Source organism: Variovorax boronicumulans NBRC 103145, assembly GCF_001591345.1.
Taxonomy (GTDB): Bacteria; Pseudomonadota; Gammaproteobacteria; order Burkholderiales; family Burkholderiaceae_C; genus Variovorax; species Variovorax boronicumulans.
On the sequence record NZ_BCUS01000161.1, the window covers coordinates 1 to 11,731 of the forward strand.

An 11,731-nucleotide genomic window follows, 5' to 3' on the forward strand; every position below is an offset into this window, starting at 1 on the left:
ATCCAGGTCGACGAACTTGACCAGCACTTCCTGCCCGATGCGCGGCAGCCACTGCCAGCCCATGCCGGGGCCGGCCTGGCGCTGGGCCACGCGGATCCAGCGGGTGCTGCGATTGTCCTGGGCACTGTCGCCGTTACCGCCGTTCTCGCTCGATCCGTTCTGCCAGTGGAAGCGCACGCGCACGTCGCCGCGGTCGTTGCAGTACAGCTCGTCGGCGCCGTTGGGCGTGGTCTCGCCCGAAGGGCCGACCACAATGGCGCTGTGCACGCCGCTGGCCGTGGGCCTGGCGTGCAGGCGGGCACCGTCGGCCGCGGCCAGTGCGGGGCGCCAGGGGCGCGGGACGTGCACGCCCGAGAAGCTGTTGGCGTAGCCCTGGGCCTGGGCGGCGGCGAGGCTCTGGGGCTGCGGGTGGATAGTGTTGTTGTGCGTGCCTGTGGCTGCAGACACCAGTCCGAACACATCCGCCTCGGCCGTCACGGGGGCGCAGGGCTGGTCGAACACGAGGTGCTCCGTCAGCGCACCCAGCTGCGCCGCAATCGACGCGGCCGTGTCCTTGGGCAGGTTGTTGATGCCCACGTGTTCGACGGTGTCCAGCAGCAGCGCAGGCCTGGCCTGCAGCCCGAGTGCGGGCGCGTCGTCGATCTCGAGGCGCGTGCCCGCGCGCAAGGTGCGCACGGTGCTGTGGCCCAGCATCAGGTCGGCGCGGCATTCGGCCGCTTCCATCATCAATGCCGCGTAGCGCTCGACGGTGCGGTTGGTGTCCCAGCCGCGGCTGCGGTCGTTCAGGCCGAGCACGTCGTCGTATTCCAGGCGCGGGGCGTTCTTGCCGCCGACCGGAAAGCGCGCCGGGGCGCTGCCTGTGAGCTGGCGCTTGCCGTCGACGTTCCAGGCGCTCAGGTGCACCTGGGCCACCGACTGGCGCATGCGCCGCACCAGCGCCTGCACGGCGTCGCTGCGCTCCTGGGAGCTCTTGCGGTGAAAGCGAACGGGCGAGCCCGCATCGGCGGGCTGGGTGTCGTTGGACGAGAAGATCACGAGCTTGTGGCCCGTCGGGGCCTGGGCGTCTTCCTCGATGCGCCAGGCCAGGCCTTCTTCGGCCAGCAGTCGCGAGAAGAAGTCGTAGTCGCTCTCGCGGTACTGGGTGCAGTAGGTGCGAACGGGGACGTCGGCCAGGAAGCTGTTCACTTCGGAAGAGAAGGCCCAGCTGCCCGCATCCGCATACGGCGCGAGCACGCGTTCGATGATGTCTGCCACGCTGCGCTGCTGGAAGACCTGGCTGCGCCCCTGCTGGGTGGCCAGCCAGAGCCAGGGCACGAGCGTGAGGCGGTAGCGCGCCAGGCCGCCGTCGGCGCCCAGCGATTCGACGGCGCGGATCAGGCCGGTGCGACGTGCGAGTGAACCATTGGCCAGCACGGTGACCAGCGTCAGCGGCTGGTCGATCAGCGAAGACAGCGCCAGGTCCGCACGCAAACTCAGGCACACGATGCGCAGCTCGAACAGCTGCGACACCGCCTCGCGCTGCACCCAGCCCTCCACGCGCAGGGCGTCGATGCTCTCGCGGGCGGCACTGTTGGAGGACGACGAAGCACTCGGCGCCTCGAGGCGGTACAGCCGCGCCGTCTGGCTCAGCTCGGCCCACAGGGCGCTGCGGTCAGCGGATGGTGACGACGAACGCATGCGCAAGGGCACGCTGCCGTGGTTGGACATGAAACTCCCCGAACTTATTTTTCTTCCCCGCGTTGCGCGGGGTGGCATGCCTCCGATTGTCGGAGTCCCGGTGGCCCGAACGTAAGTACCTGAAAGTAGCACCCGGCGATGCACGACGGCGCCTCAAGCCGGCGAATGCACGCCGCCGCCCTGGCGCCCCTCTTCCTCTGCCGCGACCAGCCGCAGCCCGGCGCGCACGCGCGCCAGCGTCTCGTTCTCGCGCTGCGGCGCATACACGGCGTGGGCCGAGTGCGAGAACTCGGGCGCGCCCTCCACCAGCCGCAGCCGGCCGTCGGCCAGGAAGGGCCGCGCGACGCCGATGCGGAAGTAGCCCGCGCCGCCCACGGCAAGCAGGTACGTGAGGGCCAGCGGCCCGAGCGAGATCGACACCGGCGCGTGGGCCAGTTCCGGAAACGCGACCTCGTGGTTGGCCGCGAAGGCCGGGCCCCAGTCGACCGACACGTAGCGCGTGCGGTCGAGCCGGCCTTCGGGGTCGGTGGTGACCATCACCAGCCGCTCCTCGGCCAGCAGCTCGGCCACGAGGCCGGGGCGTTGCGGCGGGTTGTAGAGCACGGCCAGGTCGAGCGCGCCGCCCTGCACGGCGTCGAGCAGGCGCTGCGCGCTGTCGACCTCGGCGCGCAGCGCGATCTCGGGGCAGACGCGGTGCATCCAGATCAGCCAGTCGGCCAGCAGCGGATGCCACAGGCTGGGCTCGCTGCCCACGCTCACGCCTTCTTCGATCCCCGGCGGCAGCGCCACATGCTGGCGTGCGCGCTCCCACACCTGCACCAGCGTGGTCGCGTGGGCCACGAAGCGCTCGCCCGAGGCGGTGAGCCGCGCGCCGGCCTTGTTGCGCACGAACAGGCGCCGCCCGAGCTGGTCCTCGAGCAGGCGGATGCGCGCGCTGACGGCGGTCTGCGTCAGGTGCAGCCGCTCGGCCGCGGCCACGAAGCTGCCGGTGGCCGCGACTTCGAGAAAGGTCCGGGCGAGGCCGATGTCCATCGGATTCATATTAGTTTTTTTGCACTCATTTGCAATGAACATTCATTGGCTTGGGGAGAAACATCGGTTCACCATGAGCGCACGACTTCAGGAGCCCCGCCCCATGCGTCCCCTGCCGCCCATGCCCCACGCCTGCCCGCCCGACGATGCCGCCGCGCCCTTCGCCGACACGCCCGCCGCGCTGCGCGCGCGGGGGCTGCGTTTTCCCGAGCGCGTGGAGGTGTCCTCCCCGGTCTGCTATGCCGATGAGCTCGACGCGGCCTACCGCGAAGCCGGCGACCGCGACGCGCTGCTGGCCGCACTGAACGAACTGCTCGAAGCCGAGCGCGCCGGTGCGCGCATCACGCTGCGCAGCGCCGCCGAGACTGACGACCCCGCGCTGCAGCGCCTGGTGACCGACATCCATCGCGACGAGGTGCACTGGTGCGGCGTGCTGATCGACGCGATCCAGTCGCTGGCCGCCACGCCCAGCACGCGCACCGGCGCTTTCTACGAGCGCGCGACGGCCGTGCCGGAACTGGGCGCGCGCCTGGCGCTGCTCAACCGCGGCCAGGGCTGGGTGGTGCGCAAGCTGCAGGCGCTGCTGCCGCGCATCGTCGACGCGCACATCCACGGCGAGCTGACGGCCATGCTGGTGTCGCACCAGCAGAACATCGCGCGCGTGAGCGCGCAACAGGCCCCGCACGGGCCGCAGGAAGGCGCCTGAGAAAGTTGCAACACGGCGGGGGGATGCGCCATCCAATGGGCAGAAGGAACTCACCGCATGCCGCCCACCGCCCTGCCCCTGACTGCCGATGCCGACGCGAACGCGTCCGACGCCGAACTGGCCGCACGCGCCGCGCAAGGCGACACGCAGGCCTTCGCGCGCATCATGCGGCGCCACAACCAGCTGCTGTTTCGCACCGCGCGCAGCATCCTGCACAGCGACGCCGACACCGAAGACGCGCTGCAGGACGCCTACCTGCGCGCCTGGCGCGCCATCGGCGGCTTCCGTGACGAGGCGAAGCTCTCGACCTGGCTGGTGCGCATCGTCATCAACGAGGCGCTGAGCCGCCTGCGCCGCCGCGGCGCGCAGGTGATTCCGCTCGACGGCGGCGCGACTGCGGGGGACGACGACGACGCCCCCGACACGCAGCTCGCCGACGACCCCGACCGCCAACCGGAGCACCTCGCCATGCGGGAAGACCTTCGCCGACTCATGGAGCGCCGCATCGACCGGCTGCCCGACGCCTACCGCACCGTGTTCGTGCTGCGCGCGGTGCAGGAACTCAGCGTCGGCGAAACCGCCGAGGCGCTGCAGCTGCCCGAGGCCACGGTGCGGCTGCGCTTCTTTCGCGCCCGCAGCCTGCTGCGCGAAAGCCTGTCGCGCGACATCGACCTGGCGACGGGCGACGCCTTCGCGTTCGACGGCGCGCGCTGCGACCGCATCGTGGCGCGCGTGCTGGCGGCGCTGCCCTGATGGCTTCCCACAACCACCCCCCCCGAGGAGACCCCACCATGTCCTTTTTCCTGATGCCCACCCCGGCCGCCGCGCGGCGCGCCTTTCTCGGCCACTCCGGCCTGATGCTGTCGGGCGCCGCCGTGGCGCTGCTGGCGGGGCGCGACGCGCTCGCCGCGAAGAGCGGCGGTGCCACCGGCAACGACGTGCAGATCCTCAACACCGCGCTCAGCGCCGAGCTCGAAGCCATCGCGGCCTACCAGCTCGGTGCGGAAAGCAAGCTGCTCGAGAAGCCCGTGCTCGACCTCGCCGTGACCTTCCAGGGCCACCACAAGGAGCATGCGGACCTGCTGGCCAAGACCATCGCCAAGCTCGGCGGCAAGGCCGTCGCAGCCAAGGCGCGCTATGACTTCCCGGTGGAGCAGCTCAAGTCGCAGGCCGACGTGCTGCGCTTCGCCGCGAAGCTTGAACAAGGCGCCGTGAGCGCCTACCTGGGCGCGGTGCCGCTGTTCGGCAACCGCGAGCTGTCGAAGGCCGCGGCCAGCATCCTCGGGGACGAGGCGATGCACTGGGCCGTGCTGCGCCAGGCGCTCGGCGAGGCGCCGGTGCCTTCGGCGTTCGTGTCGTGAGCCGTGCGGCGCGTCGGCTCGCAGCGGGCCTGCTGGCCGCATGGGCCTGTGCGAATGCCGCAACGCCCGACGCGGTGCGCGGCGAACAGGTCTACGCGCGCTGCCAGGCCTGCCACGCGCTGGCCGCCGACCGGGTCGGGCCGCGCCACTGTGGCCTGTTCGGCCGGCTCGCCGGCAGCGTGCCGGGCTTCGCGTACTCGGAGGCGATGAAGAAGTCGCGCATCGTGTGGAACGACAGGACGCTCGACCGCTTTCTCAGCGCCCCGCTCGCGATGGTGCCGGGCAGCAGCATGACCTACGACGGCGTGCCCGACCCGCGGGAGCGCGCCGACCTGCTCGCCTACCTGCGGCAGGCGAACGACACGCCGGCCTGCGCGGCACTGGCGCGGCCTACGCGGCGCTGAATGCAGGCGAGGCGGACGCGAAGGCGCCCGCGATCTCGCGTGTCACGCGCAGGAAGGCCTCCATCTCGCCCACCGTGTGGCAGTGCAGCGGCGACACGCGCACGGTGCCTTCGAGCCCGAAGGATTCGAGCATCCGCTTCGAGTAGATGCTGCTGGCCACGCGCTCGTACACGGTGACGCCGCGCAGGCCGTACTCCACCACGGCCTGCGTGCAGTCGAGCCCGTCGAAGCCGATGCCCAGGATCAGGTCGCGCTGCGTCAAGTCTTCGTGGTCGAGGAACACCTGCACGCCGTCGAGCGCGCGCAGGCCCGGCGTCTGCGCGGTGCCGTCGAGCAGCGTCGCCAGCAGCGCGCGCTCGTGCAGCTCGATGCGCTCGATGCCCGCCACGAAGCGGGCGCGGCGGTCGGTCGCATCGGTGAAATGGCCGCCGAGCCAGCCCACGTAGTCGACGATTTCGGTCAGCACCGCGAACTGCCACGGCGCCGAGCTGCCCAGCTCCCAGTGGCCGGGCTTCTTGCCGGCCAGCTTGTGATGCGGCAGCGCGGCCGCGCGCTCCGACATCCACGAAAAGCCCGAGCCGCGGCAGCCGAAGAACTTGTAGGGCGCGAGGTTGATGCCGTCCACCGGCGTCTGCTGCAGGTCGATGACGCCGTGCGGCGCGTGCTGCACGGCATCGACGAGGATGTACAGGTCGGGCTTGATCTCGCGCGCGCGCCGCACGATGGCCGCCATGTCGAGCTTGGCGCCCGAGATGTTCGACGCGTGGATCACGTTGAGCACACAGGTGTTCTCGTCGACCAGCCCCACGATGGCGTCCACGTCGACGCCGCCGGTGATGGGGTTGCTCTTGGCCACGCGCAGCTCGCGCCCGAGGCGTTCGGCATACAGGCGCATGGCGTCGAAGGCCGAGGGGTGCTCGAGCGCGGTCGTGACCATGTTCGTGCCCGGCACGTTCTCGGCCACCGCGCGCACCATGTCGAACATCGCGCCCGAGGCGGTGAGCGAGGGGTACACGCTGCCGCCGGTGGCATTCAGGATGGTGCGCAGATCGTCGGCGCCGCGCGCCTGCATGGCCTGCAGCTCGACGGCGGTGGCGTGGATGCGCTCGGCGTTGTCGGGAATGGCGTCGACCAGCGCGAAGCGCTCGACCGCGGCCTTCAGCCGGAACGAACCGCCGGCGTTGTCGAAGTACAGGCGCTCGCGGCCGTGGTGGTCGCGTTCGATGCCCAGGAAGCGCTCGCGCACCTGGCGCATCAGCGCATCGGAAAGGAGCTCGCCTTTCGGCAGGTCCGCGCGTGTGGCTGCCATGGTGTCAGACGCCCTTGTTGTTGGGGTTCTTGTAGATCTCGCGCACCGCGTCCGTCATCGGGAAGTTGAGGTTCGCGTTGCGCGGCGGGATCGGCGAGAGGAACCACTTGGTGTACAGCTGCTCGATGGCGCCCGACTTCATGAGACCGTTGACGGTCTCGTCGACCAGCGCCTTGAACTCGGGGTCGTCCTTGCGCAGCATGATGCCGTAGGGCTCCTGGCGCAGCGACTCCTTGAGGATCTTGTAGTCGCCCGGATTGGTGGCGCTGGCGATCATGCCGGCCAGTTGCACGTCGTCGAGCACGTAGGCATCGGCGCGGCCGGTGGACAGCAGCAGGAAGCCGTCGGAGGTGTCCTTGCCCGCGATCTCGTTCACCTCGATGGTGCCGCTCTTGCGCGCGCCGCGCAGCAGCTGGATGGAGGTGCTGCCCGAGACGGTGGCCACGTTCTTGCCGTTGAGGTCGGGCAGCGCGTTGATGCCCGAGCTCTTCTTCACGGCGGCCGTGATGTTGGTGACGAAGTGGCTCGGTGCGAAGTCGACCTGCGCCTGGCGCTGCGTGGTGTTGGTGGTGGTCGCGCAGTCGAGGTCCACGGTGCCGTTCTGCAGCAGCGGGATGCGGTTGGTCGAGTTGAGCATGGTGTAGCGCACCTCGATCTTCGGCAGGCCCAGCTTGGCCTTCACGGCGTCGACGATCTTCAGGCAGATGTCGTTGGTGAAGCCGATGGGCGCGCTGTCGGCGCTGAGCTTGTACGAGAACGGGATCTGGCTGTCGCGCGCGCCGATCTGGATCGTGCCGCTGTCCTTGATCTTGCGCAGCGTGCCGGCGTCCTGCGCGCTGGCGGCGCCGCAGGCGAAGACGAGGGCGAGTGCCAATGCGAAAGGTGCGAGAGGCAGTTTGAAGTCCATGGTGTGTTCCTTGGGTTGCAATGACGGTGGCCTGGCGCGCATCTTCTGCGTCCCGATGAATTTCTAAAAGCGATTTTTTGTGATCGAATCGCATGAAGAAAAGCGTTCTTTCTTTCAGGAGCCGCCCGCCGTGATGACCTTCAAGCAACTCGAAGCCCTCTACTGGATCGCCCGGCTGGGCGGCTTCGCGCAGGCGGCCAACCAGCTGCACACCTCGCAGTCGGCCATCTCCAAGCGCGTGCACGAGCTGGAGCAGCTGTTCGACACCGAGCTGTTCGACCGCAGCCAGCGCACGGCGCGCCTCACCGAAAAAGGCGAGGAGATGTTCGTGCTCGCCAGGAAGCTGCTCGACCAGCGCGACGCCGCCGTCGAGCAGTTCGGCAAGCCCGGCGTGGTGGAGCGGCGCATCCGCCTGGGCGTGACCGAACTCACCGCCATGACGTGGCTGCCGCGCCTGGTCGGCCTGATCCAGCAGCACTACCCCAAGGTGATCCTCGAACCCGACGTGGACGACAGCCTGCAGCTGCGCGACAAGCTCCTGGCCGACGAGCTCGACGTGGTCATCGTGCCCCACACCTTCGCCGACTCGCGCATGCAGAGCAAGGTCATCGGCCGCGTGAAGAGCGCGTGGATGTGCAAGCCCGGCGTGATTCCCTCGACCGCGGCCACCGGCACCGTGCGCCTGCACGACCTGGCGCGCCACCGCATGCTGGTGCAGGGCAACAACTCGGGCACCGGCCGCGCCTACGACGCCTGGATGAAGGACCAGGGCGTGCAACCCGCCAACGCGATCGTGGTGAGCAACCTCGTGGCGCTCACGGGCCTCACCGTGTCGGGCCTGGGCGTGAGCTACCTGCCGCGCGAATGCCTCGCGCCGCTGGTCGACGCCGGCATGCTCGAGGTGCTCGACGTGACGCCCGCGCTGCCCGTGGTGCGCTACGTGGCCATGCACAAGGGCGAGCACCGCAGCGCGCTGACGTCGTCGATCGTGATGCTGGCGCAGGCGTGCTGCGACTTCACGCGGATGTTCCAGGCGCAGCCGGAGGAAGAAGCCTCGTAGGGTTCGCACGCTGCGCCCGACGGGCCCAGGCCACCGGGTGCTTCCCGCAGCGAAATCAAGGAGGAGGCCGCAGGCCGGGGGACATTCGCGGAGGGAAGTACCCGGTGGCCTGGGCCCGCGCCCCGAATGCTCAGCGCCCGCGCGTCAACATCCGCCCCGCGCGCGCCAGCACCTTCGCTTCGCCCTCGCCGCCGCGGTAGGCCAGCACCCCGTTCACGAACACGCGCTCGACACCGACGCTCACGCCATGCGGCTTGTCGTAGGTGGCGGTGTCGGTGATGGTCTCGGGGTCGAACACCACCACGTCGGCCATGGTGCCGACGCGCAGCAGGCCGCGATCCGCGATGCGCAGGTTGCGCGCCGTCATGCCCGTCATCTTGTGCACCGCCTGCTCCAGCGTGAAGAGCTTGCGCTGACGCCAGTAGCGCGCGAACACGCGCGGAAACGCGCCCCACAGCCGCGGGTGCGGATGGCGGTCGTGCGGCAGGCCGTCGCTGCCGATCATGGTGAGCGGGTGCGCAATGACGCGCTCCACGTCTTCTTCCTGCATCTGGAAATAGCAGGCGCCGCCGGGCTTCAGGCGCAGGCAGGCCTCCTGCTCGGTGGTGCCCCACTCGCGCGCGATGTCGGAAATCAGGCGGCCGGTCATCTCGGGATGCGGGTCGGACCAGGTCAGCAGCACGTCGATCACGCCGTCGACCAGGTCTTCGCGCAACACGGTAGAGCCGGCCACGTACGGGTAGACGTCCATCGCGATCTCCTGGCGCTGCGACAGCGCCTCGATCAGCGGCAGCGTCTCCTTCGTGCGGCCCCAGTTCGCGGGGCCGGCGCACTTGTGGTGCGAGATCACCAGCGGCACGCCCGCGCTGAAGGCCGTGTCGCCGGCCTCGTGCAGCGCCTCGATGATCTGCTGCATCTCGCTGCGCAGGTGCGTGGCGTACACGCCGCCGTGGCGCGCCACGACGCGCGCGAGCGCGGTGACCTCTTCGGCCGGTGCCGCAAAGGCTTCTTCGTAGAACAGGCCCGACGACATGCCGTGCGCGCCCGAAGCCATGCAGTCGTCGAGCAGCGCGGCCATGCGCGCCAGCTCGTCGCCATCGGCGGGCCGGTCGAGCGCCTGCATCGCCGCGAACCGCAGCGTGGTGTGGCCCACGAGGGCTGCCACGTTGAGTGCGGGCTGTACCGCATCGACCGCGGCGCGGTACTCGGCCATGGTCGCGTGCTTGAACGAATCCGCGCCCAGCAGCGTGAGCGGCGGCTTCGACTGCGGCGTGCGGTAGGGCGCCAGCGAAATGCCGCAGTTGCCCGTGACCACGGTGGTGATGCCCTGAGACACCTTGGGCAGGCACAGCGGATCACGCAGCACGATGGCGTCGTCGTGCGTATGGGCATCGATGAAGCCGGGCGCGATCACCTTGCCGCGGCAGTCGATCACCTCGATGTCTGCGATGTCCAGCCCCTCGGGCAGGCGCGTGCGCAGGCCGTCGCCCAGCGCCAGGATGCGGTCGCCCTGCAGCAGCACGTCGCCGGGCCACGAAGGGCCGCCCGAGCCGTCGACCACGAGGCCGGCTTCGAGCAGCACGGCTGGGGTGTCGCTCATGGTTCGCTGTCTCCCTTTTTCGTGTTGATGCCGCCGCCGTCCCAGCTCTGCAGCGGGTGCGTGGTGGCGTCGATGCCGTGGCGCTGGAAAGCCTCGCGTGCGCGCTGCAGGCGCTGCACGGCGGGCTCGCCGCGGTGCTGCGCCACCAGCACGGTGAGGATCTCGATGACCGTGAGGTGCGTGAGGTAGGCGTCGATGCCCACGTGCATCACGGCATCGTCGGGCACCGACAGGCCGATGAGGAAGTCGGCCTTGGCCGCGAGCGCCGTGCCCGGCCGCGTGAGCGCGACCACCTTCGCGCCCTGCCCGCGCGCGATGTCGACCGCGTCGAGCAGCGAAGGCATGCCGCCCACGTGCGAGATGGCGATGACCACGCCACCCGGACGCTGCGCCGCGCCGGCCACCTGCTGCAGGTGGTAGTCGGCCCAGGCGTTGGCCGAGAGGCCGAGCCGGAACAGCCGCGCCTGCAAGTCGTTCGCCATGAACCACGAGGTGGCGCCCGCGCCGTACAGGTCGACGTGCGGCGCCGCCGCGATGGCGCGCACGGCGCCGTCGAGCACCTGCATGTCGAGCTGGCCGCGCACGCCCGAGACTGACGCCGCGGCGCTGCGTGCGATCTTGCTGACCACTTCGTCGGCGGCGTCTTCGATGTTGACGCGGCGGTGCAGCGGCGAACCGCCGAGCGCCAGCTCCTGCGCGAGCGCGAGCTTGAACTCGCGCAGCCCGGCAAAGCCGAGGTCGCGGCAGGTGCGCATGATGGTGGGCACCGAGCTGCGCGAGCGCTCGGCCAGCTGCTCGAAGCTCTCTTCGAGCGCGCGGTCGGGGTCTTCGAGGATCAGGTCGAGAATCGCGCGCCGCGTGGCCGGCGCATCGCCACGCGCCTCGGCGATTCTCTGGAGCAAGGAGGGCGTCATCGGTGCGTTTTTTTCAGAAGTGCATGGCGACGGCGTCGCTCACGCGGTAGTCGTTTTCGACCACGGGCATCCAGTGCCATTTGTCGAAGGTGGTGCAGGGGTGCGAGATGCCCAGGCCCACGCGGTCGCCGACCTTCGGAGCATCGGCCTCTTCGCTCGCGTCCCAGCGCAGGTAGGCGTGCTGGTCGTTCAGCGCGGTGATCTTCCAGCCGGCGGGCACGCCCTGGGGTTGCAACGCGCCGCGCGCTGCGCGTGCGATCGGCACGGGCATCGACAGGTCGAAGGAGATGTCGCGCTTGCCGACCGACAGGATCGCCAGGCCCGGCTCGGGCCGCGACTGCACGTTGGCCCAGACCTCCATCGCCGGCGTCAGGCCCTCGCCGCAGTCGCAGCCCAGGCGCTCGTCGACCACGCTCACCATGCGCTTGTAGAAGCCATGGTCGTGCGTGACATAGCAGCCCGAGCGCAGCAGGCCGCGCACCGGCGAACCCAGTGCGGGCTTGAGCCGCCCGGCCACGAGATCGAAGATGGCCGAGCCGCCGGCCGAGACCAGCACCTCGTCGGTCTCGAACAGCTGGTGCGTGTCGCAGTGGCGCGCCACGGCCTCCACGCGGTCCATCAGCGTGGTGGCGTAGGCCGTGTCGGGCCCGCTTTCGCCGGTGGCGCCCTGCCCTTCATAGGTCTCGATGCCCACGAGCTTGGCCGCGTCGCTGGCGCGCACCCGCGTGGCGAGCGCAACGGCTTCGTCGTGCGTGCGGCAG

General features: G+C 70.2%; 12 protein-coding genes. 5 read left to right on the forward strand and 7 right to left on the reverse strand.

The genetic code is table 11. The features are described from left to right. Together VBO01S_RS28650 and VBO01S_RS28655 are read right to left on the reverse strand one after the other, a co-directional pair. On the reverse strand, positions 1–1,707 hold a 1,707-nt coding region (locus tag VBO01S_RS28650), incomplete at its 3' end, for a type VI secretion system Vgr family protein (RefSeq protein WP_169805099.1). Between the two features lie 123 nt (positions 1,708–1,830). Beyond that, positions 1,831–2,709, reverse strand: a complete 879-nt coding sequence (locus VBO01S_RS28655; RefSeq protein ID WP_062481823.1) for a LysR family transcriptional regulator — start codon at positions 2,707–2,709, stop codon at positions 1,831–1,833. Between the two features lie 103 nt (positions 2,710–2,812). Between VBO01S_RS28655 and VBO01S_RS28660 the strand changes: the two genes are divergently transcribed. From VBO01S_RS28660 to VBO01S_RS28675, 4 genes are read left to right on the forward strand one after another with little or no spacing between them, the layout of a single operon-like run. Continuing rightward, on the forward strand, positions 2,813–3,415 hold the full coding sequence (locus tag VBO01S_RS28660) for a DUF6306 domain-containing protein (protein WP_255221232.1): 603 nt from the start codon (positions 2,813–2,815) through the stop codon (positions 3,413–3,415). Positions 3,416–3,472: 57 nt separating this feature from the next. Continuing rightward, the gene (locus tag VBO01S_RS28665; protein ID WP_062481826.1) at positions 3,473–4,168 is read left to right on the forward strand and encodes an RNA polymerase sigma factor; all 696 of its coding nucleotides are present in this window, start codon (positions 3,473–3,475) and stop codon (positions 4,166–4,168) included. A 38-nt stretch (positions 4,169–4,206) separates the two neighbouring features. After that, on the forward strand, positions 4,207–4,776 hold the full coding sequence (locus VBO01S_RS28670) for a ferritin-like domain-containing protein (protein ID WP_062481828.1): 570 nt from the start codon (positions 4,207–4,209) through the stop codon (positions 4,774–4,776). After that, complete coding sequence (locus VBO01S_RS28675) at positions 4,773–5,180, forward strand: c-type cytochrome (protein ID WP_062481830.1); 408 nt, start codon at positions 4,773–4,775, stop codon at positions 5,178–5,180. Before VBO01S_RS28670 ends, VBO01S_RS28675 begins: the two co-directional genes overlap by 4 nt. On the opposite strand, the gene VBO01S_RS28680 is transcribed toward VBO01S_RS28675, so the two are convergent. Both VBO01S_RS28680 and VBO01S_RS28685 read right to left on the reverse strand, forming a co-directional pair. Beyond that, entirely contained in the window at positions 5,167–6,489 is a 1,323-nt protein-coding gene (locus VBO01S_RS28680; RefSeq protein ID WP_062481833.1) for an aminotransferase class V-fold PLP-dependent enzyme, read from the reverse strand. The two genes, VBO01S_RS28675 and VBO01S_RS28680, sit on opposite strands and share 14 nt — an antisense overlap. Positions 6,490–6,493: 4 nt before the next feature. Beyond that, positions 6,494–7,396 carry an amino acid ABC transporter substrate-binding protein gene (locus VBO01S_RS28685; protein ID WP_062481835.1) on the reverse strand — a complete coding sequence of 301 codons (903 nt, stop codon included), beginning with the start codon at positions 7,394–7,396 and terminating at the stop codon, positions 6,494–6,496. Positions 7,397–7,529: 133 nt separating this feature from the next. On the opposite strand from VBO01S_RS28685, the gene VBO01S_RS28690 reads away from it, so the two are divergent. Beyond that, positions 7,530–8,456, forward strand: a complete 927-nt coding sequence (locus VBO01S_RS28690; RefSeq protein ID WP_062481847.1) for a LysR family transcriptional regulator — start codon at positions 7,530–7,532, stop codon at positions 8,454–8,456. A 130-nt stretch (positions 8,457–8,586) separates the two neighbouring features. Here VBO01S_RS28690 and VBO01S_RS28695 read toward each other — a convergent pair whose 3' ends face one another. The 3 genes from VBO01S_RS28695 to VBO01S_RS28705 form a co-directional block, all read right to left on the reverse strand. Continuing rightward, positions 8,587–10,056: an N-acyl-D-amino-acid deacylase family protein gene (locus tag VBO01S_RS28695; protein WP_062481838.1), complete on the reverse strand. Its 1,470-nt coding sequence runs from the start codon at positions 10,054–10,056 to the stop codon at positions 8,587–8,589. Then, positions 10,053–10,970: a MurR/RpiR family transcriptional regulator gene (locus VBO01S_RS28700; RefSeq protein ID WP_062481841.1), complete on the reverse strand. Its 918-nt coding sequence runs from the start codon at positions 10,968–10,970 to the stop codon at positions 10,053–10,055. Before VBO01S_RS28700 ends, VBO01S_RS28695 begins: the two co-directional genes overlap by 4 nt. A 13-nt stretch (positions 10,971–10,983) precedes the next feature. Further along, positions 10,984–11,731: type III PLP-dependent enzyme domain-containing protein (locus VBO01S_RS28705; protein ID WP_502688676.1), on the reverse strand; the 748-nt coding region annotated here is incomplete at its 5' end.

What these genes read in the sequence shown, in the direction of transcription:
- VBO01S_RS28655 (WP_062481823.1), bottom strand. Translation starts at nt 2,709, where the DNA reads ATGGACATCGGCCTCGCCCGGACCTTTCTCGAAGTCGCGGCCACCGGC.
- VBO01S_RS28660 (WP_255221232.1), top strand. Translation starts at nt 2,813, where the DNA reads ATGCGTCCCCTGCCGCCCATGCCCCACGCCTGCCCGCCCGACGATGCC.
- VBO01S_RS28665 (WP_062481826.1), top strand. Translation starts at nt 3,473, where the DNA reads ATGCCGCCCACCGCCCTGCCCCTGACTGCCGATGCCGACGCGAACGCG.
- VBO01S_RS28670 (WP_062481828.1), top strand. Translation starts at nt 4,207, where the DNA reads ATGTCCTTTTTCCTGATGCCCACCCCGGCCGCCGCGCGGCGCGCCTTT.
- VBO01S_RS28680 (WP_062481833.1), bottom strand. Translation starts at nt 6,489, where the DNA reads ATGGCAGCCACACGCGCGGACCTGCCGAAAGGCGAGCTCCTTTCCGAT.
- VBO01S_RS28685 (WP_062481835.1), bottom strand. Translation starts at nt 7,396, where the DNA reads ATGGACTTCAAACTGCCTCTCGCACCTTTCGCATTGGCACTCGCCCTC.
- VBO01S_RS28690 (WP_062481847.1), top strand. Translation starts at nt 7,530, where the DNA reads ATGACCTTCAAGCAACTCGAAGCCCTCTACTGGATCGCCCGGCTGGGC.
- VBO01S_RS28695 (WP_062481838.1), bottom strand. Translation starts at nt 10,056, where the DNA reads ATGAGCGACACCCCAGCCGTGCTGCTCGAAGCCGGCCTCGTGGTCGAC.
- VBO01S_RS28700 (WP_062481841.1), bottom strand. Translation starts at nt 10,970, where the DNA reads ATGACGCCCTCCTTGCTCCAGAGAATCGCCGAGGCGCGTGGCGATGCG.